The organism is Pedobacter glucosidilyticus (assembly GCF_002483235.1).
Lineage (GTDB): Bacteria > Bacteroidota > Bacteroidia > Sphingobacteriales > Sphingobacteriaceae > Pseudopedobacter > Pseudopedobacter glucosidilyticum_B.
Map to the genome: position 1 here is coordinate 35,715 of NZ_DLHN01000009.1, position 25,840 is coordinate 61,554.

Sequence of the window (25,840 nt, forward strand, 5' to 3'; positions counted from 1 at the left end):
AGGGCAAATTTAGGGTTAAATATTGTTAAAAATTTTAAAATGCTTCATGTTTTACATAAAAAGACTTTACATTCGTTTAAATTCATGAATAACTATATACTTCGTATTTTTTGTTTGGCTTTTTCAGTTGCTTTTGCCTCTTGTGGCAAGTTTACAAGCAATGAAGAGCAGCCCATAGCAAGAGCTTATGATAAATATCTTTACGCTAAAGATATCGAAGGTATAGTACCTCCAAATATCCATGGTAATGATAGTATAGCTATTGTTAGGGGTTTTATAGACCAATGGCAGCATGATATGGTCTTGCAACATCAAGCAGAGGAGAATATCCAGGTTGATGAAAAATATATCCAGGAGCAGCTTGAAAATTATCGCAAATCTCTAGTTAGGTTTCAGTATGAGCAAGAATTGATTAACCAAAAGCTGGATACTACCGTTACCGAAGAAGAGATTACCAAATATTATGAAGAGCATAAGAAGAACTTTCAATTAAAAAAGCCGATATTAAAGGTCTCTTATATCAAATTAAGTGATAAGGCACCTAAAATAGATATGGTGAAAAAGCTTTTTACCTCTAAGGATGTTAGAGACCGAGATTTGCTCGAAAAATATTGTTTTAAGTACTCGCCAGCATTTTCTTTAATGGATACCAGCTGGCATTACATTGATGAACTGGAGAAAACATTGCCCATATCAAAAATCGGAGCGTATAATTATGAAACATTAAACCGTATTTTTCAGATTTCTGAAAATAATACATTATATCTCCTAATTTTGCGAGGCTCTAAATTTCGCGATAGCTTATCGCCTTTAGCGTTTGAAAAAGAGAATATTAAAAATTTAATACTAAATCAGCGTAAGCTGAAGTTAATAAGCCAAATGGAAAGAGAAGTTTTTCAGGAGGCTCAAAAAAATAACGAATTAGAAGTGTACAAGAAATGAAAAATTATTTAATAATAGCGCTACTTTTAGTAAGTAACAGCCTTCTGGCACAAAAGAAGGTAATAGACAAAGTAGTTGCCGTGGTGGGCGATAATGTGATCTTACAATCAGAGGTTGACCAACAATATGCACAATACTTAGTGCAAGGTACCAAGCCAGATCCGGGTATTAAGTGCTATATTTTACAAAATATGTTGAGCCAAAAACTGCTATCGCAACAAGCAGTTATAGATTCTATTACGGTAAATGATGATGAAGTAGATGAAGAAATCGACAGAAGAATGCGTAGATCTATTGCCAACGCAGGTGGGCAAGATAGGTTAGAAGAATTCTTAGGACGCTCTGTTTTACAGTATAAAGATGAAATCAGACCAGATATTAGAGAACAATTGGTAGCTCAAAAAATGCAGGCTAAAATCACTGAAAAGGTAGAGGTAACGCCTTTAGACGTAAGAAGATTTTTTAACGACATTCCTAAAGACTCGCTTCCTACCTTTAATACCGAAGTAGAAGTAGGAGAATTGGTGGTTTATCCCGAGCTAACTAAAAAAGAGAAAGAATTTTATAGAGACAAAGCAGAAGCTTTACGATTAAGAGTTAAAAGCGGCGATAACTTTGGAACCTTAGCAAGATTATATTCTCAAGATCCTGGCTCTGCGGCCGATGGTGGCGAGCTACCTTCTTTTGATAGACAAACCATGGCAAAAGAATTTACAGCCTGGGCTTTTAAACTCAAAGAGAAAGAAATGTCTCCTGTTTTTGAAACAGAATTTGGTTTCCACTTTTTAGAAGTTCTGGAAAGAAAAGGCGAGCAAGTAAGAGCAAGGCATATTCTCATTATACCAGAAACAACTCCGGCTTCTTTAGACAGAGCCAAAGTAGAAATAGACTCTATTTACAAAAAAGTTATAGATAAAAAGATGGATTTTTCTACAGCCGCATCTCTGTATTCTGATAATAACGATACCAAGTATAATGGTGGGATGATTTTAAATTACGAGAGTTCTAATAGAACTACATTTATTCCTACTGATAAGTTAGATCCATCAGTATTTTTGGTTGTAGATACCATGAAAGTTGGAACTTATTCTAAACCAGAAATTTTTACCGATACCAGAGGTAAAAAAGGCTATCGTTTTTTATATTTAAGATCTAAAACTCCGCCTCATAAAGCTAATTTAGAGCAAGATTTACCAAAACTTAAAGAAGCTGCTTACGAAACTAAAGTAAATAAGGTAGTAAGCGAGTGGTTTGAGAAAAGAAGAAAAGCAAGTTATATTAAAATAGATAAAGAATTTCAATCTTGTGATGTTTTACAAGAATGGATAACCAAACCAGTAACAGCTAAGAATGAATAAATATCAGTCAGAAGTAGAGGCTATTGATGCATTATGTTTATCCTACAAAGAAATCAGGAAAGAGATTTCTAAGGTGATAGTAGGGCAAGATAAAGTTGTAGAAGCAGTATTAATATCTGTTTTTAGCAATGGCCATTGCTTACTGGTTGGTGTACCAGGTTTAGCTAAAACTTTATTGGTACAAACCGTCTCCAGGGTACTAGATTTATCTTTTAACCGAATACAATTTACACCCGATTTGATGCCTTCTGATATCATCGGAAGCGAAATTTTGGGCGAAGAAAGAGTTTTCAAATTTATTAAAGGACCTGTTTTTGCCAATATTATTTTGGCCGATGAGATTAACAGAACGCCACCTAAAACGCAGGCTGCTTTATTAGAAGCTATGCAAGAGAAAGCTGTAACGGCTGCGGGTGTTACACATGCTTTACCAAAACCTTTCTTTGTTTTGGCAACTCAAAACCCCATAGAACAAGAAGGTACATATCCTTTACCAGAGGCCCAGTTAGATAGGTTTATGTTTAATGTAAGTTTAGGTTATCCTTCTTTTGAGGATGAAATAGCTATCGTAAAAAATACAACAGGTACCAAAGTTCAGGATTTGAGAAAAATTATCAATGCCGAGCAGATTACCTATTTCCAACAATTGGTAAGAAATATTCCGGTAACAGACCACGTGGTTGAATATGCTGTGGCGATGGTAGCCAAAACCAGACCACAAGGAGCTATGGCTACCGATGCCATAAAGAAATATGTAACTTGGGGTGCAGGCCCTAGAGCGTCGCAATTTTTAGTGGTAGGTGCTAAATGTCATGCCGCTATCCATGGTAAGTATTCTCCGGATATTGAAGATGTACAAGCCGTAGCAACTGCAATTTTAAGACATCGTATGGTAAGAAATTACAAAGCCGAAGCAGAAGGTATAAGTATAGAAGATATTATAAAAGGTTTGTTTTAACCAGCATATTATTTAGCGTAAACATCTAAAATAATATTCCACTTCATATCATCATCCAGCTTCCAAACCCTTACATAATGGTATTTTTCTTGGTTAATGCTGGCATCACCATAAGTAAAAGCTAAATCTCCACTTATGGCCCTTTCTGCTGTACTAGGACTAGATACAATGTTAAGCTCCTTTTTATCAATAAAATCTAAAGCTTTTAACTTGCCAATAACAGGTAAATATTCCGGGAAATACAATCTTACCTCAGGGTCATAAAATTCTTTAAAATTTTTACTTCCTGATAGCTTAAGCGCTTTACCCAGAAGAATATCAGTATTGAAAACAATATCCTCACGCATCTGAATTTTTTGAGGACCTAATAATTTGGGATATTTATAATTAGAAGGGTCATAATATTCATACTTTAAAACCGTAGGAGGTTTAGCGTGGGTAATGCCTACATCTAGCCATAACTTCCATTTGCTGTAGTCATTTTTCCAGATAGATAGGTAATGGCCATAAGTGGTGTCTTGAGCAGAAACTAATTCATAAGGCCCTGTGGTAAAGGCTAAATCACCTTCTTTAGATATTCTGGCATATTCTGGTTTCCAACTTATTTGATATGCTGATTCGCTATTTTCAGCATAATACTTTCTCATATCAACAGGGCCAGGTCTAAAAACAATACCCTTAGCATCAGCAAATTTGAGAAAGCCTTTTTGTATACCTTGTTTTTTTACCAGAAGATTAAAAAAATCCTCAGTATTGATTAAAGATTGTATGGTACCATCTGCTTTTTGTGCCAAAGCAGGGATACTAAAGCATAGAACAAGAATAAAATAAATTGTTTTTTTTATCATTATTGCTGAAACGCTAAATTTTAGACCATGTTGTACCTTCTTTACTATCCTTTAACTGGTAACCAATCTCCTGTAAACCTATTCTTATCTTGTCAGAAGTTACATAATCTTTGTTTTCTTTGGCTTCTTTACGGATATTAATCAGGAAGCTAATCAAAGGTTCTATATCATGCGCTTGGTTTTCGTCTTGTAAACCCAAAATATCAAAAACATAAACTTGAATCAGATTTTTTAAAGCAGTTAAATCATCAGCCGAGATAGCTGTTTTTCCATCGTAAATAGAATTGATGATTCTTACAGCATCAAAAAGTTCGGCAATAAGAATGGGCGAGTTAAAATCGTCATTCATAGCCTTAGCAAACTTTTCTTCTAAAGCCTTAACATCAACTTCAGACTGGCTAGATGTTTTAACTTTTTCTAATAGAGCTAATGCAGCCATTAATCTTTTAAAGCCTTTTTCGCTAGCATCTAGGGCCTCGTTAGAGAAATCTAAAGTGCTTCTGTAATGTGCTTGCAGCATGAAAAACTTAACCACCATTGGGCTATACCCTTTTTGCAGTAGGGGATGTTGGCCAGAGAAAAGTTCATGTGGTAAAAAGCTATTTCCTAAAGATTTAGACATTTTTTGTCCGTTAACCGTAAGCATATTGGTATGTATCCAATAATTAGCCGGATGCTTACCGCAAGAAGCTACATTTTGGGCAATTTCATTGGTGTGGTGTGTGGGTGCTAAATCCATACCGCCACCATGTATGTCAAACTGTTCTCCTAAATACTTATTACTCATGGCAGAGCATTCTAAATGCCAACCCGGGAAACCCATTCCCCATGGCGAAGGCCACTGCATCAAGTGCTCTGGCTTGGCTTTTATCCAAAGGGCAAAATCAAGTTTACCTTTTTTCTCGTCTTGGCCACCTAAATCTCTGGTATTGTTTAATAAGTCTTCTAGTTTACGATTGTTTAAAACACCGTAATCTTGCGTTTGGTTGTATTTTTCAACATCAAAATATACCGAGCCATTAACCTCATAAGCAAAACCTTTTTCTAAAATGGTTTTAACCATTTCTATCTGCTCAATAATATGTCCGGTAGCTGTTGGCTCTATACTAGGTGGCGAAACATTAAATACGGCCATCATGTTATGGAAACCATTGGTATATTGTTGTACAATTTCCATAGGTTCTAAAGATGCAAGTTTTGCTTTTTTAGAGATTTTATCTTCCCCACTATCACCATCACCTTCTAAGTGGCCAGCATCGGTAATATTTCTTACGTATCTTACCGTATACCCTAAATGCTTGAGGTATCTATAAATCAAATCAAAAGAAATAAAAGTACGGCAGTTCCCTAAATGTACATCGCTGTAAACGGTTGGTCCGCAAACATACATGCCTACATAAGGTGGGTTTAAAGCCTTAAATTCTTCTTTCTTTCTGGATAGGGTATTATAAATAGTAAGATTGTTGTGCATGGCGCAAAATACGAATTTTGATGATGGTTTAAATTAATCTGCTAAAGTTACATGCGAAGTAACAGGATAATGGTCTGAAAAATCTTTTTTGATGATTTTATAAGTTTTAAAATCAAATTCTTGTGAAGCCAGGATATAATCTATCTGAAAATTAGGGAAATCTCCGTTATAGGTAATTCCTAGACCACTGCCTTTTTCCTCAAAGCTATTTTTCATATTCTTTTTTAAGCTTTGTAAAGTATATGAAACCGGTGTGTCATTAAAATCGCCCATGATGATGTATGGTGTCTTACAAGAATCAATATAAATTTTTAAATTTTTAACTTGATTACTTCTTTCTATAAAAGCATTCTTTAGCCTTTTGATGATTCTTTTACCTGTATTTAAATCTCTTTTGGTATCGAGTTCTTTTTTTAGATTATTGAAATCATTATAATCCTCTGGCTGAAAGGATATGGATGCTAGGTGAACAACAAATACCCTAAATACCTGATTGTTTTTCTTTACATCTATCCAAACTCCTTGGTTTCCACCGTTTTCATCCATCAAATGGATGTCTCCTTTATTTAAAATCGGTAGTTTACTAAATACAGCAATACCAGAAGATTCATAATCATTACCCGATGTAGTATTATACTGATAATATGGAGTGTTAAGAATAGTTAATACAGAATCTTTAATATTATACTTGCCCTTTTTTCGGGTAAAAAATTCTTGAAAGCCAATAATATCTGGTTGCTCTTGTCTTAAAATATTTAATATCCCGTTTCGTGTAAAAGTATCTAACGCTAAACCAAACCTTTTAAAATAATGAACATTATAAGTCATCAGCTTTATTGAAGCACTATCATTTAAGAAAGTAGTTTCTTTTTTTCCTCTTAAACCAATGCTCGAATTAAAGGCATCATAACCTATTAAAATCGCAGATAAAGAAAGAAGGGCGTACCACTTTTTTCTCATCATCCAATACATAATAAAGGCAATATTGATAAGTAAGATGATGGGATAAGATAACCCGAAGAAAGGAATATACCAGTAAGTTACAGGATTAGTGTATTTTGCCAGATAGCTTAAAAATAAGCCAATAACTGCTAGTATATTAAAAAAGAGAATAACCTTACTAACAAGACTTATTTTTTTATTTTTCCTCATTACTTTTGCTGGCTCTAAATAAAATTTCTTTCTCTCTTTTGGTTAACTTTTCATAACCCGATTGTGATATTTTATCTAAAATTTCATCGATAGTTTTTTGGTCTGGATGGAAAGTTTCTTGATACGGTTTGCCATAATTTGTTGAAACTACTTTTAACTTCTTACGAGGTTTAAACAACTTCATAAAAGGCTTGCTCCAATCATTACCATTTTGTAAAGATTTGATATAGAAGAAACCAAAAATAGCACCTCCTAAATGCGCTACATGCCCTCCGGCATTAGCTCCAGCCAAACTGATGATATCTAAAACAATATAAATTAAAGCAATCCATTTAAGTTTCACAGGGCCAAAAAGCAGTAAAGAAATGGTATAATCTGGTAATAAAGTTGCAGTAGCTACAATAATAGCAGTAACAGCAGCAGATGCCCCTACAGCAGTTGCAAACATCACCTGGTCAGAAAAAGCAGGCAGAAAATTATAACTGATGATGAATAAAAAAGCTCCTGCCAAGCCTCCTGCTAAATAAACAAAAGTTAGCTTTTTAGAGTTTAAAAACTCTTCAAAAATTTTTCCCATCCAAAACAGCCAAAGCATATTAAAAAGAATATGAAACACCCCATGATGTAAAAACATATAGGTAAAGGGTGTCCAAAATTTAAATAAGAGCTCTTTGGTATAAGTGGGTACAGCTAAATAATCAATAATGGTTTGATACACGGTAGTTTGTCTGGTAAACAACCATTGTACAACCCTGATCAGGTTAAAAGCAACAAATACAATCACATTTATCCCAATAAAAAGATTTACCCTACTGCCCGAGTTAAAAATTTTATACCGTAATTCTTGGATGGTATTCATAGTGCTAATTTAATTAATCCAATTGATTGATGTTTAATAATAAAAATCGCCAGGTCTTCTCACTCGCCACAGTTTTATCAAAATAAAACCGATAAGCATACCTCCCAAATGGGCAAAGTGTGCTACATTATCATCTGGGTTATTGGCTATACCGCTATAAAGCTCAAACAAACCATAAAAAAACACAAAGTATTTAGCCTTTAACGGGAAAAAGAAATACAAGTATATAAGAGCATTTGGAAATAACATCCCAAAAGCTAACAATAAACCAAAAACAGCACCAGAAGCACCAACTGTAGGGATATTAGTTTTAATAGCTGTAAGTTGTCTCACCAGCTCAACCGAGTTGTTTTTTGCGTTTAAACTTGTTGGGTCTGCCTGCCAAAAGTTATATAAACTGTTAAAATCACGCTGATAATTTTCTGGAACTGCATTCTCAATAAACTGTCCAAAACGTCCAAGGGTTGGGTTGGCTAAATAATTTCTTGAGTTTTCTATAAAAGATGAAAGTTCTATATACTGCACTCCGGTATGTAAAAGAGCAGCACCTAGCCCAGTTAAAATATAGTATTGTAAGAATTTTTTAGAACCAAAAAAGTTCTCCAATACAGCACCAAACATCCATAACGCCAGCATATTAGAGAAAATATGCATGAAATCTCCATGCATAAATAAATGCGTAACAAATTGCCAGATCCTAAAATTTGGCGACTCGTAATAGTACAGCGCAAAATGCTGATACATATCAAAGCCTAAGCTATTTTGAAAAACATGGGTTGCTAAAAAAACAATACCATTGATGATCAGTAAGTTTTTTACAACCGGTGGAAATATGGTGTTGCCTAATGGCCTAAATTCTCTCATACTACTAGCCTTTGTTAAAGCGTTCTGCTAATTCTTCTAAGCTTATTTTTACTATAATTTGTTTGCCATTAATGGCGATGCCTGGCATCTGGCAAGCAAACAGTTGGTCTATTAAATCTACCATCTCCTCCTCGCTTAATTTAACCCCACTTTTAATGGCTGCATTTTTAGCAAGTGTTCTCGCTAAATTATCCCTCTTATCAAGCTTTAAAACAGTATGATTGTTTTTAAAACCTTCAATTAATTCTTCCATCATACTTGCCAGATTATTATTCTCTGGAATATCTGCCGGTACACCTTCTATCACCAAAGTGTTTTTACCAAATTCTCTGATCTGGAAACCTAAAGCCTGAAAAGCAGGAAGCAATTCGGTTACCAAAGCGTAATCCGTGGTGTTTAAGGTGATGGTTTGTGGAAACAAACTTTGCTGGCTTAAACCTTTATGGTTTTCTAACTGCGCCAAAAAACGCTCATATAAAATACGCTCATGTGCTGCTTGTTGGTCAATCAGCATAAAGCCAGATTTTATAGAAGAGATGATATATTTATGATGTAGCTGAAAAACCTGTCTGTTTAAAGCCGCTGTTTCTGTAACACCATTTACAGCCGATGAGACGGTATTTGATGATGAATCTAAATCAAAAAAAGTTTGAACAGATTTCTGCTCTTTGCTAATCTCATACAAAGTATCCCAATTTTGTGGGATAGCTTTTTTTTCTCCTAAATCTCTTAAAAAAGGTATTTCTCTATCTTTTTTCTTTTCATCCGCAAAAGGATTAAAATCTGGATTAAACTGTATGGCTGGCGGTGTGATATCTTCCCATGGCTTCTGAGATATCATCCTCTCAAAACCAGTTTCCTGATTAAAATCTAAAGTAGGTGTAATATTATACCTACCTAAAGAACGCTTTACAGCAGAGCGGATGATGGCATAAATAGCTTTTTCATCCTGATATTTAATTTCTGTTTTAGTAGGATGAACATTGATGTCGATTTTAGAAGGGTCTATCTCAATAAATAAAACATACAGCGGGAAACAGTCATCGGGCAATAAATCCTCGTAAGCGGTCATCACTGCATGGTTTAAATATGGGTCTTTAATAAAACGTTTGTTTACAAAAAAGAACTGGTCGCCACGGGTTTTCTTAGCAAAAGAAGGCTTCCCAATAAAACCTTTTACCTCAATAATGCTGGTTTCCTCATCTAATGGGACAAGCCTTTCGTTATAATTATTCCCTAAAAGATGGATAATACGTTGTTTAAGCTGTGTTTGCGGCAAATGATAAACCTCTTGCCCATCATGGTGAAGGGTAAAATGTATTTCTGGATGTGCCAGTGCTACCCGCTGAAATTCATCAATAATATGGCGCATCTCTACCGGGTTGCTTTTTAAAAAGTTTCTCCTTGCAGGAATATTGTAAAACAGATTTTTAACCGATATAGATGTGCCAGCAGTTGCAGCACAAGGTTCCTGACTTAAAACTTCCGAGCCTTCTATCACCAGTTTGGTTCCTAATTCGTCTTCATGCCTTCTGCTCTTTAGCTCCACTTGGGCAATAGCAGCAATAGAAGCCATAGCTTCGCCTCTAAAGCCCATGGTTTTAATCGCAAATAAATCCTCAGCTTTCCTGATTTTTGATGTAGCATGTCGCTCAAAACACATTCTTGCGTCTGTTGCACTCATGCCGCAGCCATTATCAATAATCTGGATAAGGGTTTTGCCAGCATCTTTAACAATTAGTTGTATTTTATCAGCACCGGCATCTATCGCATTTTCTATGAGTTCTTTTACAGCAGAAGCGGGTCTTTGTACTACCTCGCCAGCGGCAATCTGGTTAGCAACCGAATCTGGTAAAAGTTGTATTATATCTGGCATATCTAAGATGTCGCTAATTTATTAAAATTTTAAGGCTTTAATCAGTAATATCCCTTTTTTTAAATTTAAATGAGATAAGTGCCTATTTAATATTTATTTTAACAATTATTTTAAAATAGAGTATCCAACAAAATAAAAAGCTGGTCGTTTAAACAGTATGAAACATCTTTTAAGTTTAGTAGCCTTAGTATTTTTTTTAGCCATTCAGGCTTGTGGTCAGGCCCGTCAAAATCAAAATTTTAGCTTAGAACAAGTACAAGAAGCCCATAAAAGTTTGGTGCTTTTAAATAATCAGCAGCAAATCATCCCTTTAAAATCTTTACAAAATTTAAAAATAGCCAGTGTAACTTTTGATTTTCAGGAAGCCACACTTTTAGATAGCATATTAGGTAAATACCATAGCATCCACACAGAAAATGGAAATGCTTTTTTAAATGATTTAAATGGATTAGAAGATGATTTAAAATTTTATAATCTCATCATCCTTACTTTAACAAATAAAACTTTAAATCAGCCTCAAATGATAAGTTTTGTTAAAGATTTGGCAACCAAAAAAAGCGTCGTGATAAATTTTATGGGCGATGGGGAATTACTTACAAAACTTGAAGGTTTTAAACAACCTATTTTATGGAGTAGCCAAGTCAATACGGCAAGTGCTTTTATATCTGCACAAGCTATATTTGGCGGTACAGCTATCTCAGGTAAACTGAAACAAACTTATAGCAATCAATTTAAAATAAATGATGGTTTTGAGACACAAGCTATTAGATTAGGTTTTGCACTGCCAGAAGAGTTAGGCTTAAAGACTAAAGATTTCGGAAATATAGATGCCATTGCCCAAGAGGCCATACAAAAAAAGGCTGCTCCCGGTGCGGTAGTGTTAGTAGCCAAAAATGGTAAAATTATTTACAATAAAGCTTACGGTAAGCACACCTATACCTCAGAAACTTTAATGAATGTTGATGATATTTTTGATTTAGCATCTATCACTAAAATTGCAGCCACTACTATAGCAGCCATGAAATTGCAAGAGGAAGGTAAGCTTAATCTTGATGCTTCCTTAGCTGCCTACATTGCGAGAACAAGAAACACCAATAAAGCCAATATTAAGGTTAAGGATGTGATGTTACATCAAGCAGGTTTTGTGCCTTTTATACCTTTTTATAAAGATTTAGAAAAGGATGCTTTTAGCAGGGTAGCAGATGACCGTTATACTGTTAAAGTAGCAGATAGTTTTTATATCAATACCAATTATTACCGTGATGTGATGTGGAAACAAATGCTGGCTAGCCCACTTACCACTCCTGGTAAATATGTGTACAGCGATTTAAGCATGTACTTTATGAAAGAAATTATAGAAGGTATCACACAAAAGCCTATCCCAAATTACATCACCCAAAATTTTTACAATAAACTAGGCTTAGAAACGATGGTTTTTAACCCTAGAGATAAATTTAAGAAAGGACAAATTGTACCCACAGAAGTGGATAATTATTTTAGAAAAACATTGCTTTGGGGCTATGTGCATGATCAAGGTGCTGCCATGGCGGGTGGTGTTGCTGGGCATGCCGGTTTGTTTTCTAATGCCACAGATTTAGCAGTTTTGATGCAGATGCTTCTTAACAAAGGCAGTTATGGTGGAGAGCAGTTTTTAAAGCCAGAAACAGTGATGCTTTTTACCCAACAGCAATCACCAGTAAGCAGAAGAGGTTTAGGTTTTGATAGAAAAGATCCAGATTTATCAAAAAAATATCCATCAGCCTTAGCCTCAAATGAAACTTTTGGACATACCGGTTATACCGGAACATGCGTATGGGTAGATCCTGCTAATCAACTCATTTACATATTTTTATCAAACCGGGTTCATCCACAAGTAAATAATAAATTGTTGGATTTAAATATCCGTTCACGTATTCACGATGAAATTTATAAGGCAATTTCTAAAACTAAATAAAACATTCTGAACCAAAACACCTTTTAATACGTAGTTTATCACATATTAAATTTAAAATAATTATGATCAAGAAAATAGCTTTTATAGCAGGTGCAAGTGTTTTATTAGCGGCCTGCTCACCAAAAACAACCAATCCAGATATTTTAAAACTAGAAAAACAAGAACAAGTTTTAAGCTTAACATCAAAGGTTAATAGTTTAAAATTAGACCTGGAAAAAGAATTGGTGAAAGTTCAGGAATTAACTAAGCAAGTGGAAGATGCTAATGATAAAGCATCAAAATCTTCAAAAGAAGCAAAATCAGTTTCAGACAATTTAAGTGATAAGCCAGGTAACGCTAAGCTATCATCCAAAGCAGATAGAGCTGCAAGAGCTTCGGCAAAAGATGCAAAAGCGGCTCGTAAATTAAATGATGCGCTAAGCAAGTCAAATAAAAAGGTAGAATCACTTCAAAAAGAAATAGATAAAACCCAGCAACAGCTTAATACCTTAGACCAAAAAGTAGATTTTGTACCAACGCAAGAAGTTAAGTAATCCCATATCAAATAAGCGCTTTTGCAGGCGCTTATTTCTTTTAGCACCAAGCTACAATAATTGTTACAAAAGCTTAACATAACTATCCTGATTAAATACTTAATTTGCTTAAAATAACTGGTAGGTTCTAATATAAAAAAATGAGAATAGGAATAGTTTGCTATCCAACTTTTGGAGGAAGCGGAGTTGTAGCTACAGAATTAGGTAAAGCACTTGCTGATCATGGTCATCAGGTTCATTTCATAACCTACAGCCAGCCTGCCCGTTTAGATTTTTTTTCAGAAAATTTATTCTATCACGAAGTTTCAGTATCAAACTATCCTTTGTTTGATTATGCACCTTATGAGCTTGCGCTGTCTAGCAAAATGGTAGATGTAGTAAGATTTGAAAAATTAGATATCCTTCATGTACATTATGCTATTCCGCATGCTTCTGCCGCTTTTATGGCCAAGCAAATTTTGGCTACTTATGGCATACATATACCCGTTGTAACCACCTTACACGGTACAGATATTACTTTGGTTGGTAAAGATTTAACTTACAAACCAGTAGTTACTTTTTCTATCAACCAATCTGATGGTGTTACAGCAGTTTCAGAAGATTTGAAAAAAGCTACCTATGATCATTTTGATATTCAAAAAGAAATACGAGTTATCCCAAATTTTATAGATTTACAAAGGTTTAGCTTAAAACCTAAAGACCACTTTAAAAAGGCTATTGCGCCATTCGGAGAGCGTATTCTGGTACATACCTCAAATTTCAGAAAAGTTAAGCGTACGCAAGATGTCATCCATATTTTCAAACAGATCTTAAGCAAAGTTCCTGCAAAATTATTGATGGTTGGCGATGGTCCAGAACGTGTAAATTGTGAAGCATTATGCCGTGAGTTGCAAGTTTGTGAGCATGTAAGATTTTTAGGCAAACAAGATGCAGTAGAAGAGATTTTATCTGTATCAGATTTATTTTTGATGCCTTCAGAATCAGAAAGTTTCGGTTTAGCAGCTTTAGAAGCTATGGCGTGTAAAGTCCCTGTAATTTCATCTAATACCGGCGGCTTACCAGAACTTAATGTAAACGGAGTTACAGGCTTTTTAAACAATGTAGGCGATGTTGACGGAATGGCAGCTCATGCAGTTTATATTTTACAAGATGCCCAAATTCTACAAACTTTTAAAGAAAATGCCATTAAAAGAGCAAAAGAATTTGATTTAAGTTTGATTTTACCCATTTATGAAAATTACTACGAAGAAGTTATTGAGAAAAGTAAAGTAGTGCTTTAGATTTTCTAAGTATTGATGAGGCCCTCTAAGTAACAGAAAGAACGGTAGATATTAAAAAAATGGAATATGTATGAAAACTGTTAAGAGATTTTAATATCCAACTAGGTAAAAATTATTTAAGCAACTCTGCGAACTTTGCGCCCGCAGCGGTTAAAACATTAAAAAATCTTTGCGGTTAAACCTATACAACCCAAGAGATGAAACCAAATTATAATTCCACCGAAGTTCGGCATGCGTTTCACTACCATAACCGAACAACACTGTCTAACTACCTAACTCCCGCTATCGGGACTAACCACCCAACCACCCAACCACCCAACCAACTAACAAACTAACCATCTAACCACCTAACAAACTAACCACCTAACACATACATCACACATAGATCACATAGAGCAATCCGAAGGAACACCGAAGGAAGAAAACACCAAAAACCAAGTTTTTTACCATTTTTCACCTATTTAAGCAGCAAGAGCAGTGAAACCAATAGGAGCTGATAGGTTCTATTTTGTTCTAAACCGGTTGCATAAGGTTCTATTTTGTTCTTTTTAACCCAAATGCTTGGAAGTAAATAATCAGCATATTAAGTTGCAAATGCAAAATTACAATACCAACATAAATTGAAGTAATATGATACATAAAGTTAGAATCATAAAAGAATTATACTAAGTAGCTTTATGACCACCAAGAGTGGTAAAATCATAACGATTCAGCATAATTACAAAAGGATAATAAAAACACAAAAATAAAAAAGCATTCTTATTTGCAACATTATTGCATTTGTATATATTTGCAACATTGTTTCACTTATAAAAATAATTATGTCAACAAAAATTAGATTCTACCTTATGATTTTATTCATTTCTGTTTTTGCAGCTTGTAAAAAGGATAACGATACCCTGCAAACAGAAGAAATAGAAGAAAATAGGTTTGTAAGATTACTAGTGGCGGATGCCGAAGACAAGACCATTACTTTCATCAACCCAAAAGATGGCGCACAATCATCATTTCAGGCACAATTTGCTGCTAACAATATTTATCCAACCAATAGCAAACGCTTTGCTGGAGTAGTAAATACAGCCAACAACCATGTAAGTTTTTTTGATTCTGGAGTAGAGGCTCACGGAGACCATGCACATTTAAAAGGTACACCCAAGTGGGCTTTAACCACTGCCTTGGCAGCCAAACCAACACATTTTTACTCTTTAGGAAACGAGATAGCAGTTTTTAATGATGGTGATGCATCTTTAAGTATAGTTACAGAAGATAAATTACATACTCAGGCACAAACCAACCATGTAGTAGTAGACCAAGCACACCACGGTGCTGTAGTTGTTTTTACTAACGGAACCTATGCAGTAACACAAAAAGACAATAGTATTTCAGGTGCTTTACCAGAGCGAGTAAAAATTGTCAATGCTGCCGGACAAGTAGTTCACGCTTCTACAGTTGCTACCAAAGGTATACATGGTGATGCAGGAGATGGTAATACAGCCATTTTTGGTAGTGTTGGTGGGATGTTAATTGTTAAAAGCGATGGAACTCAGAATCTTGTAAACTGGCCATCTGAAATAGGCGAAGCCAATTGGCTTTCTACTATTTATTATGGTAAAGGATCTCAAAAATTTCTGGGTTTCAAATCTAAATTTGGAGCTTTTGTATTAAACTCTGTTAATAGCAGTTTTACCAAAGTTATAACAGCAAATAACATAAGAAGCGCTGTATTTGATGCAGAAGGTAAAGACATATTAGTTTTATTAGAAGATGGTACCGTACAATTATATAGTGGCTCTTCTTTGATAAAATTACAGGAAATAAAGTTAAACGTTTCTTTTGGTACTGGAGCTTTAGTGCCTAATGTTACTGCTACGAAGCATTTTGTATATGTAACTAACCCAAATGGTGGAGAAATTATACAACTAGAACGTGATAATTTTGCTAAACAACGCAAAATAGCAGTTGCTGGTAAGCCAGCTAAAATCATCATGCTGGGAGCTGACTTTGATGACGAAGGGAATCACTAAAGATTTGAAATAAGTGTGTTAATGAGAAGGGCAGCTCAATGATTAAAATGGCTGCCCTTTTTTTATTTAATAAGGTGTTTCAAGTTGATAATTTCTTGTTCTGATAAATATCTCCATTTCCCTCTGGGTAAATCTTTTTTGCTTAAACCTGCATAAATCACGCGGTCTAGCTTTACTACCTCATAATCAAGACTCTCAAAAATTCTTCTAACAATTCTGTTTTTACCGCTATGTATTTGTATACCAATTTCGTTTCTGGCTCCGCCCGTAACATAGCTAACAGCATCAGGTTTGATAAAACCATCTTCTAGTTCTAGTCCAAAAGCAATTTTATTGAAATCGCCTTGTGTTAAGTTCCTGTCTAACTCAACATTGTAAATCTTAACAATATTATTTCTTGGGTGAGATAACTTCTCTGCTAAATCACCATCATTGGTCATTAAAAGTAAACCTGTAGTATTCCTGTCTAATCGTCCAACTGGGTAAATACGTTCTTTACTGGCCTTATCAACCAATTCCATAACGGTTTTACGTTCTTGTGGGTCGTCTGTAGTGGTAATAAAGTCTTTTGGCTTATTCAATAAAACGTAAACCATCTTTTCACGTTTTAATAACTCTCCATTATAACGGATTTGATCTACTGCCGGATTTACCTTAGCACCAAGTTCTGATACCACAACACCATTAACACTCACCACACCTGCTGCAATCAATTCATCCGCTTTTCTTCTAGAGCAAATTCCAGAATTGGCGATATAACGATTTAGCCTGATAGTATCATCCTCTTTTTTGGTATTTCCCTTTGTTTGTCTGGATCTTAATCTTACTTGCTCGTCTTTTACTTCAGAAAATTCTCCTTGAGATTCTCTTTTTCTAAACTGACGTGGTTCTTTATCATTCAGACGCTCTCTTCTCTCACCACCAAAACCACCTTCTTTTCTATCGCCGAAAGGCTTTCTATCTCCATAAGATTTTCTTTCACCGCCAAAACCGCCTTCTTTTCTATCTCCAAAAGGTTTTCTGTCTCCGTAAGATTTTCTCTCACCGCCAAAACCACCTTCTTTTCTATCGCCGAAAGGTTTTCTATCTCCGTAAGATTTTCTCTCACCGCCAAAACCGCTTTCTTTTTTATCTCCAAAAGGCTTTCTGTCTCCGTAAGATTTTCTCTCACCGCCAAAACCTTCCCTCTTTTCCCCAAAAGGTTTCTGGTCTCCGTAAGATTTTCTTTCTCTGCCAGAGCTCTCTCTGCTATCGCTGTAAGGTTTGGATTTTCTGTCTGATGAGTTTTCGCCTGATGATGGCCTTCTATTTGATGATGAAGATCTGGAAGGTTTGTTGCTGTCTCTTCCGGACTTGTCGTCGCGACTGTTCCTGTTTTTATTGAATGACATGTTATCGTTTTAATCCTCTGCTGAGGGGCTACAAATGTACAAAAAATATGCAATTTTTTATGCCGAAAAACACCTGTATTGCAGGCCATAAATAGAGCTGTTTTAACACATATTGATAAGGCTTAAAAAGTGCTGTTTTTGTAAGTGTTTGATAATGTGATTTATATGTTGTATATTTGCAGCCTTTTAAAAGTTGAGTGGTAATTAAAACAAGATTTATGAAGCGTAAAAGCGTAATAACTTGTAGCTTGATGTTGGTAGTTTGCTTAGTTGCAAAAATGTTTGGTTACAGCTATTCCACCGGGTTTGATAAGATAAATAATCCGTTAAATATTGAGACTACAGAAGAAAAAACAGCAAAAGAAGAGTCTCAGAAATTATTAAGTTTTGCTGATGAAATGATCCCTTTGGGTGACGAAAAGATTGACTATAAAATGAAGAGAGCTTTAAAAGCAAACTCATTTCGTCAGTTACAAACTTTGAAATTACACCAAAGAGCAGAAAAGTGGTTCCCGGTGATAGAACCTGTACTTAAAAAATATGGTATCCCAGAAGATTTTAAGTATGTCCCATTAGTAGAAACCGGGATGGCTCATGGAAAGGTTTCCCCTAAAGGTGCAGCAGGTTTATGGCAATTTATGCCCCAAACAGCCAGAAGTTACGGTTTAAAAGTAAACAGTCAGGTTGATGAGCGTACCAATGTATATCTTTCTACCGTAGCGGCAGCTAAATACTTGAGAGATTTATATAAAGTGTTTAATAGCTGGACTTTGGTTGCAGCAGCTTATAACGTTGGCGAAGGAAGTTTACAAAGACAAATTAACAGACAGGGAGAAGACAACTACTTCAGGTTGAAACTAAACCGAGAAACAGGTAGATATGTATATAGCCTTATTTCTATGAAAGAGGTTATCGAAAAGCCTGAAAAGTATGGTTATAAAATAAATAACCCTCGCAAATTGATGGCTTATCAACCTTAGATTAAGAGTGCTAAAAAAGGTTTCAAATCGTTATTTATTTGGTAGATAAAAAATTAGTGGTTTGGGATGGTATTTTTAAAGAGAAGAGGCTGTCTCAAATTACCACTTTATGTCAGGCTGAGCGGAGTCGAAGCCTTTTTTGAGTATATCAGAGAACATTTCGACTCCGCTCAATGTGACAAATATGATTTCTGAGACAGCCTCTTCTCTTTTAATATGATAGCATCATATTAGATGAAAGGGCTCTAATAGCCTAATACTTAATCTATGAATTCTGCTACTCGGTTTTTTTCTGAAATCCAGTTTTTGTTATAAAGTTTAATATCATTGTCTTTAAGCGGATCCATTACCATCAGATAAATCCACTCATGGTGAAGTAACGTTTTGATGTGCTCATTTCTTTCAATAATATCAACAATCCAGGCTGTTGGTGCTTGTATCACCACAGATAATCTGAGCGGCTGATGATAATTTTTTTGGTCAGATGCCTTAACCGATTGAAGTGGGATGCCTATTTTTAAATCTCCACCATTTCCTTGCACTACTCCAAATTTCCCAATAACGTTTTGCGTGATTTTAGAACCGCCTCCAAATTGGTCATTATTTACCGTAGAAAAATAATAATGATTATTTATCCATTGGCCAACCACCATTGGACCTTGCATAATACTTTCTAAAGCTTTTCCTTCACTATCTGTCTCCCAGTCGTATGAGTGTAAGAAGCATCTTCCACCTAAATGGAGGTTTTTTGTTAGATTTCTTGGTCCTACAATAAATGCCGCATTTCTCGCCAAACCCCACTCTGGTCTGGTTTCAGCCCAATTGTTAGATTTTTTTAATGCTAGTTTTACGGCATCTTTATCAGTACCTAGTCTTTCTTTAGCAGCACTTAGTTGTACTTGCTTTAAATCGCTTTTTAGTTTCTGAATAAGTTGTTGATGACTTTCGGGTGCTTGGCTATCAAAAAGCGTAATTTCATCTGTTGCCGTATTATGCTCTGCACCCATAAAAAAGGTATCATCCGGAATTTCAATTTCGTAAACTTCTTTCAAGTAAATTCTTACAGCATTTTGATTTGCAATTTTGGCTAGCATTCTAGCATTGTGCCTTCCGGGGCTGGCAGCACAAGCACCACAATCTAAACTGGATGCAAAAGGATTATTAGCAGATTGACTGCCATGTCCGGTAAAAATTACAAGCGGAGCAAATTCTTTCCATCCCAATAAATCAAAGGCTGATTTTACAATGGCTGCTTTCTCACTTATAGGTATTCCTAGTTCTGTATGTTCATCAGCATAAGCATGTATACTTGTTTCACAAATATGTTCATGATTTGGTTTATGCTGTTTTTTTATCCTGTTTAGATATGCCGGAAAAATTGTTCTAGCAGTTAAGGATACGCCATACAATAAGCCTGATATTTCTACAAAGCCAAAAGCAGAGGGCAACATATTTTTTAATCTCTTTAAAAAGTAATTGCTGAATTTTGTCTCTTCCGCTTGTTTTAAATAAGTAGACAATTTCAACTCCTTACCTTTTTGAGCAATTTCTGTAACTTGATAAGCCGAGTTTACAATAGGGGGGCAAGATTTTCTTACTAAGCCATTTTCTGGATTTTTATAATCCATAGCTATTCCAAAAAAGCCTGCATAACCAAAAGTTTCATAATTTCCTTTAGCTTCCAAGTGTCTTCTCATCAATTCAGATCTGGTATCTATACAGAAAACAAATTGGGCATCGGATAACTTTTTAGTTGCTATCGAACCTAAGGTTAAGCTCGGTTTTAATGTTTTAGAAAGCTGCTGTTGCCAACTTTGTTCCCATGCTTTTAGCCAAATGTATTTAAGCTCTAAATCGGTATTTTGTTGTTGTTTGGTGCTTGCTAATGGTAATAACTCCGAATCTTTGCTTTTAGTAATCCATAACCTAACAGCTAAGTAATCTGCTAAACTGATAGGATATTTTTGCTGCCAGGCAGTATTTCCTTGTACCCTATGCTTGATAAAACCAGTCCAGCCCGGTAAAGCAGCAATATGATATTTGAAAATTTCTAATTGGTCTTTTTCATCATAGTCTTTTAAAATTAGCTCTAATGTAGATGTTGCATCTTTAGGAATATCTTTCCTTGTATGGTTAAGCTCCTTATCGTATTTCGCAAGTTTTCTCCAAGCAGTAAAAAAACCATCTGATTTGTATGGCATTTCCCATTCAGCAAAACCCTCATCCAAGAAAGCTGCCAACCATTTGCACATCATGCTATCTACATCATGATTTGCATTTTTGCCTTTCTCGTGAGATTGCTCTGCCATTTGTTGCAAATAAAACTCGGGTTGCTTATTAAAATCTTTTTCGACCAGAAGAGCCGTCAATATGGTTTGATTAATCTCTCCATTTTTCCAGGCATCTTCAAAAACTGATGCTTCGGGTAAGGCATATCCTCCCCAGTATTTTGTAGCCTGCTGAATGGCACTTAAAAAATTTGATTTTTCAAATCCTGATAAAGGGTTAGAAGTAACAAAAGAGTAAAGTGGCCAAGTTTTACCAATTACTTCAGAAGCTTTGTTGATATTAGATTGGAGTTGAGGGTTCATCTTCATGAATGGTTCTTAAACATTAACACTGTATTTTTAGCTGGCTGAGAGTCGTTTAATAGCTTTACATATAACCAAGGTATTTTTTGATAAATCCCCAATTTCATAATGAAAAATCCTGTCAGAAAGATAATACCTACAATAATTTGTATTCCTGATAGGGGTAGGGCTACATCAGTCATAGGAGTATCTGCCATACATAAGCTAACCGCTTTGTAAACAAGTGCGTATAAACCTATTCCTATAAAGAATAATACTGGCGGGACAATAGCTTTTTGCATGGGCGAAAGGCTTTTTTGCTTTACGATATTATAAGTAATTTGTCCTACTGTAATGGCAACAATAAGTGTTAAAAAAATACTACTGTTTATAGCTATTCCTTTTCCTGTTAATTGCATAAATAAAAATGCTCCCAACAATCCGTAAATAAGTACTACTAAAGCCTGAAAGGGTGTGATTTTAATTTTTTCTGCGTTTTCAGGTTCCTGATAGCCGATGTTTTCTCCTGCCGAGAGGAATAAACATGCTTTATAAAATCCATGTAAAATCAGGTGTACCACAGCAGCGTTAAAAAATCCTAGCCCACACTGCATAATCATGAAACCCATTTGTGCAATGGTAGAGCATCCTAATTTTTGTTTTGCATTCACTTGTATCAATTTGGCAAACTGAGCGATGATGGCCGTAATACCACCTACAATAAAAAGTATATTTAACGTATTTGATGCAAAAAGTGTGGTAGCAAATAAGGATAATAATATGCCAGACCCATTTACAAAACCGGCATGCATGAGTGCAGATGCAGGTGTTGGCGCTGTCATGGCAGATAATAGCCAACGATGAAAAGGATAAATGGCGGATTGAATGATGGCTGCAATAATGATTAAAATAGCAGCTATCAAAACCATGTGTTGAGGTAAAAGATAAACCTTAGCATTGATTTCTGTAAGAGTATGACTACTGGATTGAAATGCTAGTAAAAGCACACCTGCACTTAAGAAAATACCTCCGGTAAAAAAATATTTCTGAGCAAATTTTGAAGCCTCTTTAGCCTCTCTCCAAGAAGTATTTACACCTATCAATTTTGCCATAAAGATTCCCATAACAAACCATGAAACTAATAATAAAGCAATGTGATTGGAGGCAATAAAAAGCATTACCGAGAAGGTGAATCCCGTACACAACATCATAAAACGATTTTGATACCTAAAACCTTGAAGGTAGTTACTTGCATAGCTACTTAAAATAGCGCTAAAGAAAGTTACAGTGGTCCAAATCACCAAAGTGAAACCATTTATACGAATGAAGTTTTGATAGTCCCATTTTGGCATATTAGGAAATTGATACGCCAAATAGCCTAAATTTCCTAAAAATAAAAACCAAAATAATAAGCTGATGATGATTGGTAAATTGAATACTGATGTTTGATGAGGTTGTTTGAGGTGTTTATCCAAGATCATTTTTTTAGAGATATTGATTTTAGCGTTAAAGAAGTATCAGTACTTCTAATACGCTTGCAAATTTTAGGATTTAGATTCATAAATTTTTATTTATAATTTATATGAGAATCATTAATAGTTTTTATGATAATATGATGAAATTCAGAAAACGTCAAACGGGTTTGGATGGCTGTTAATAGGGGAGTAATAGTCTTGCCTTTTATGAAAGAGGTTATAAGAAAGCCAGAGATATATGATTATCGAACTGTAACCAAAGGAAGTTTATTAGTTTAAGAGCTTTATCTATTAAAATGACAATGAAATAGAAAGGTTGAACCCTGTGGTCCAGCCTTTTTTTGTTATTTTTGTAGCCGAGAAAATCCTCACAAACAACAAACAAAAGCACAAATAAAATCTTTATTTAAAGCAGAAAGCTTTTTTATGAGTAAGAAACCTATTGACCTTGGCGAACAAACAGAAGTAGAAGTTTATGGTGCCAGGGTTCATAATTTAAAGAATATAGATATTTCATTTCCGCGTAACCAACTGGTTGTTATTACTGGTTTAAGTGGTTCGGGAAAATCTTCTTTAGCATTTGATACCATTTATGCCGAAGGACAAAGGCGTTACATGGAGACTTTCTCTGCTTATTCTCGTCAGTTTATGGGGGGGATGGAGCGCCCTGATGTGGACAAAATATCAGGCTTAAGCCCCGTTATCGCTATAGAGCAAAAAACTACTTCTAAAAATCCTCGGTCTACGGTAGGCACCATTACAGAGATTTATGATTTTATGCGTCTGTTATTTGCCCGTGTTGGCGATGCATATTCTTATAATACCGGTGAGAAAATGGTTAAGATGTCTGAGGATCAAATCTTAAATCAGATTTTAACCCAATTTGATGGCAAGCCCATTAACATTCTAGCACCTGTTGTAAAGGGAAGAAAAGGTCATTACCGCGAATTATTTGAGCAAATTAGAAAGCAAGGCTTCTTAAAAGTGAGGGTAGATGGGGAGATTATGGACGTAACACCTAAAATGCAGGTAGACCGTTATAAAATCCACGATATTGAAACTGTTGTAGATAGGTTAATTGTTTCTCAAGATGATAAAAAGCGCTTATACGCATCCATACAACAAGCACTAAAAATAGCCAAAGGCATCATCAAAATATCAGATAAAGAGAATAATGTATATCATTTCTCTAAATATCTAATGTGCCCAAGCACAGGTATTTCTTATGACGAACCACAACCTAATACTTTTTCTTTTAACTCTCCTTACGGGGCTTGTCCGGAGTGTGATGGTTTGGGTTACGTTTTTGATGTTGATGAAGAATCTGTTATCCCTAATAAGAAATTAAGCATTTTAAATGGTGCTTTAGCTCCTTTGGGCGAGTATCGCGAGACTTGGATATTCCAAGTGATTAAAGCTTTAGGCAAAAAGTATGGTTTCTCTTTATCACAACCTGTAGAAAAATTAGGCGATGAGGCTATTCGTATTCTATTACACGGAACTGATGAATTGGTTACCGTACCTGTAGAGTACAACAAATGGAATGTTGAGAATTACCAAATAGCGTTTGATGGCATTATTAAAATGCTTGAAGAACAAAATGAAAAAAAGGGAGATGCTGCAATAGATTTAGAAGGTTATCGTATTCTGAAAACCTGTCCGGAGTGTGATGGTGCTCGTTTAAAAAAAGAATCACTCCATTTTAAGGTTGATGAGAAAAATATCTTCGAATTAGCTTCTATGGATATCAAAAACTTGAAAACATGGTTTGATGGTATTGAGGAACGACTTTCTGAAAGACAAAATGTTATCGCTAAAGAGATTTTAAAAGAAATAAGAGCCAGAATTGGCTTTTTATTAGATGTAGGTCTAGAATATCTTACCCTGGATAGAACTGCAAGAACACTTTCTGGTGGTGAAGCACAACGTATTAGATTGGCTACACAAATTGGTTCTCAGCTTATGAATGTGATGTACATTTTAGACGAACCTTCTATTGGCCTACACCAAAGAGATAACGACCGTTTGATAAAAGCTTTAAAAGATCTTAGAGACTTAAGCAATACCGTTTTGGTTGTAGAGCATGATAAGGATATGATTTTAGAAGCTGATTATGTGATTGATATGGGGCCATCTGCCGGGGTACACGGTGGTGAGGTTGTAGCACAAGGCACTCCTCAAGAGCTTTTAAAAACGCATACACTTACAGCCTCTTACCTTAACGGAGAAAAAGGTATTCATATCCCAACAGAACGAAGAGCCGGAAATGGACATGTTTTATCCCTTAAAAAAGCATCAGGTAATAACCTTAAAAATGTAAGTGTTGATTTTCCTTTAGGTAAATTGATATGTGTTACCGGTGTTTCTGGAAGCGGAAAATCTACCCTGATAGGCGAAACACTTTATCCTATTTTAAATAAGCATTTCTTTAGGGCTAAAAAGCATCCCATGCCTTACAAAGAAATTAAAGGTTTAGAACATATAGATAAAGTGATAGAAATAGATCAAACACCTATTGGGCGTACACCACGTTCAAATCCATCAACTTATACAGGTGTTTTTTCTGATATCAGAAATCTGTTTGTGGCTTTGCCAGAAGCTCAAATTAGGGGTTATAAGCCTGGGCGTTTCTCTTTTAATGTTAAAGGAGGAAGGTGTGAAGCTTGCCAAGGTGGAGGTATGAAAGTTATCGAAATGAATTTCTTACCCGATGTACAAGTGCCATGTGAAGAATGTGGAGGAAAGCGCTACAACCGCGAAACTTTAGAAGTACGCTATCGTGGTAAATCTATTTCTGATGTGCTGGATATGAGTATTGAAGATGCTGTTGATTTCTTCGAGAATATTCCATCCATATACAGAAAAATAAAAACTTTAAAAGATGTTGGCTTAGGCTATATCACCTTAGGGCAGTCTTCTACCACACTTTCTGGAGGTGAGGCGCAAAGGGTTAAATTGGCTACCGAGCTTTCAAAAAAAGATACTGGCAATACTTTCTATATTTTAGACGAACCTACAACCGGCTTACATTTTGAAGATATCAACGTTTTACTCGGCGTTTTACAACTTTTGGTTGATAAGGGGAACACCGTTTTAGTAATAGAGCATAATTTAGATGTTGTAAAAGTTGCTGATTATGTTATCGATTTAGGCCCAGAAGGTGGTTCAGGAGGTGGAAATATCGTTTTTGCAGGTACACCAGAAGGATTGGCTAAATGTAAAGAAAGCTTTACAGGTAAGTTTTTAAAAAAGGAGATGGTTAGCAACACGTTTAAGGTATCGTAAATTTTAGTAATCTTTAATAG

The 25,840-nt window shown here is 35.3% G+C and carries 18 protein-coding genes; 9 read left to right on the forward strand and 9 right to left on the reverse strand.

Features of this window, described 5'->3' with window-relative positions; genetic code table 11:
- The first annotated feature begins 84 nt into the window (after nt 1–84).
- The 3 genes from B2745_RS01885 to B2745_RS01895 are packed head-to-tail and all read left to right on the forward strand — an operon-like array spanning nt 85 to nt 3,258.
- The gene (locus B2745_RS01885) at nt 85–942 is read left to right on the forward strand and encodes a hypothetical protein (RefSeq protein ID WP_304062938.1); all 858 of its coding nucleotides are present in this window, start codon (nt 85–87) and stop codon (nt 940–942) included.
- The gene (locus B2745_RS01890) at nt 939–2,300 is read left to right on the forward strand and encodes a peptidylprolyl isomerase (protein ID WP_304062941.1); all 1,362 of its coding nucleotides are present in this window, start codon (nt 939–941) and stop codon (nt 2,298–2,300) included. Before B2745_RS01885 ends, B2745_RS01890 begins: the two co-directional genes overlap by 4 nt.
- Nucleotides 2,293–3,258 (forward strand): AAA family ATPase, encoded by a 966-nt coding sequence (locus B2745_RS01895; RefSeq protein ID WP_304062944.1) that lies wholly within the window; start codon nt 2,293–2,295, stop codon nt 3,256–3,258. Before B2745_RS01890 ends, B2745_RS01895 begins: the two co-directional genes overlap by 8 nt.
- An 8-nt stretch (nt 3,259–3,266) precedes the next feature.
- On the opposite strand, the gene B2745_RS01900 is transcribed toward B2745_RS01895, so the two are convergent.
- Genes B2745_RS01900 through mutL form a run of 6 tightly spaced genes read right to left on the reverse strand, consistent with a single transcriptional unit; the run spans nt 3,267 to nt 10,328 of the window.
- A complete protein-coding gene (locus B2745_RS01900; protein ID WP_304062946.1) occupies nt 3,267–4,106 on the reverse strand; it encodes a hypothetical protein in 840 nt (279 codons plus the stop codon).
- Nucleotides 4,107–4,119: 13 nt separating this feature from the next.
- Nucleotides 4,120–5,577: a cysteine--tRNA ligase gene (gene cysS / locus B2745_RS01905; RefSeq protein WP_304062949.1), complete on the reverse strand. Its 1,458-nt coding sequence runs from the start codon at nt 5,575–5,577 to the stop codon at nt 4,120–4,122.
- A gap of 33 nt (nt 5,578–5,610) precedes the next feature.
- On the reverse strand, nt 5,611–6,729 hold the full coding sequence (locus B2745_RS01910) for an endonuclease/exonuclease/phosphatase family protein (protein WP_304062952.1): 1,119 nt from the start codon (nt 6,727–6,729) through the stop codon (nt 5,611–5,613).
- Nucleotides 6,716–7,588, reverse strand: a complete 873-nt coding sequence (locus B2745_RS01915) for a rhomboid family protein (protein WP_304062955.1) — start codon at nt 7,586–7,588, stop codon at nt 6,716–6,718. The genes B2745_RS01910 and B2745_RS01915 overlap by 14 nt, the downstream gene beginning before the upstream one ends.
- A gap of 33 nt (nt 7,589–7,621) precedes the next feature.
- A complete protein-coding gene (locus tag B2745_RS01920; RefSeq protein ID WP_304062958.1) occupies nt 7,622–8,452 on the reverse strand; it encodes a rhomboid family intramembrane serine protease in 831 nt (276 codons plus the stop codon).
- Between the two features lie 4 nt (nt 8,453–8,456).
- Entirely contained in the window at nt 8,457–10,328 is a 1,872-nt protein-coding gene (mutL, locus tag B2745_RS01925; RefSeq protein ID WP_304062961.1) for a DNA mismatch repair endonuclease MutL, read from the reverse strand.
- 157 nt (nt 10,329–10,485) lie between these two features.
- Here mutL and B2745_RS01930 point away from each other — a divergent pair, with 157 nt between their 5' ends.
- The 4 genes from B2745_RS01930 (at nt 10,486) to B2745_RS01945 (ending at nt 16,119) form a co-directional block, all read left to right on the forward strand.
- Entirely contained in the window at nt 10,486–12,282 is a 1,797-nt protein-coding gene (locus B2745_RS01930; RefSeq protein ID WP_304062964.1) for a serine hydrolase domain-containing protein, read from the forward strand.
- Between the two features lie 62 nt (nt 12,283–12,344).
- A complete protein-coding gene (locus B2745_RS01935) occupies nt 12,345–12,815 on the forward strand; it encodes a hypothetical protein (RefSeq protein WP_304062966.1) in 471 nt (156 codons plus the stop codon).
- A gap of 140 nt (nt 12,816–12,955) precedes the next feature.
- Nucleotides 12,956–14,095, forward strand: a complete 1,140-nt coding sequence (bshA, locus tag B2745_RS01940) for an N-acetyl-alpha-D-glucosaminyl L-malate synthase BshA (RefSeq protein ID WP_304062969.1) — start codon at nt 12,956–12,958, stop codon at nt 14,093–14,095.
- A gap of 848 nt (nt 14,096–14,943) precedes the next feature.
- A complete protein-coding gene (locus B2745_RS01945; protein WP_304062971.1) occupies nt 14,944–16,119 on the forward strand; it encodes a hypothetical protein in 1,176 nt (391 codons plus the stop codon).
- A gap of 62 nt (nt 16,120–16,181) precedes the next feature.
- Here the strand turns inward: B2745_RS01945 and B2745_RS01950 are convergent, their stop codons facing one another.
- On the reverse strand, nt 16,182–17,510 hold the full coding sequence (locus tag B2745_RS01950; protein WP_304062974.1) for a pseudouridine synthase: 1,329 nt from the start codon (nt 17,508–17,510) through the stop codon (nt 16,182–16,184).
- 218 nt (nt 17,511–17,728) lie between these two features.
- Here B2745_RS01950 and B2745_RS01955 point away from each other — a divergent pair, with 218 nt between their 5' ends.
- Nucleotides 17,729–18,490 (forward strand): lytic transglycosylase domain-containing protein, encoded by a 762-nt coding sequence (locus B2745_RS01955; protein ID WP_304062977.1) that lies wholly within the window; start codon nt 17,729–17,731, stop codon nt 18,488–18,490.
- 260 nt (nt 18,491–18,750) lie between these two features.
- Here the strand turns inward: B2745_RS01955 and B2745_RS01960 are convergent, their stop codons facing one another.
- Together B2745_RS01960 and B2745_RS01965 are read right to left on the reverse strand one after the other, a co-directional pair.
- Nucleotides 18,751–21,081 (reverse strand): DUF2309 domain-containing protein, encoded by a 2,331-nt coding sequence (locus B2745_RS01960; RefSeq protein WP_304062980.1) that lies wholly within the window; start codon nt 21,079–21,081, stop codon nt 18,751–18,753.
- A 2-nt stretch (nt 21,082–21,083) separates the two neighbouring features.
- The gene (locus B2745_RS01965; protein ID WP_414691917.1) at nt 21,084–22,541 is read right to left on the reverse strand and encodes a proton-conducting transporter membrane subunit; all 1,458 of its coding nucleotides are present in this window, start codon (nt 22,539–22,541) and stop codon (nt 21,084–21,086) included.
- Between the two features lie 420 nt (nt 22,542–22,961).
- On the opposite strand from B2745_RS01965, the gene uvrA reads away from it, so the two are divergent.
- Complete coding sequence (gene uvrA / locus B2745_RS01970) at nt 22,962–25,820, forward strand: excinuclease ABC subunit UvrA (RefSeq protein ID WP_304062987.1); 2,859 nt, start codon at nt 22,962–22,964, stop codon at nt 25,818–25,820.
- Nucleotides 25,821–25,840: the final 20 nt, after the last annotated feature.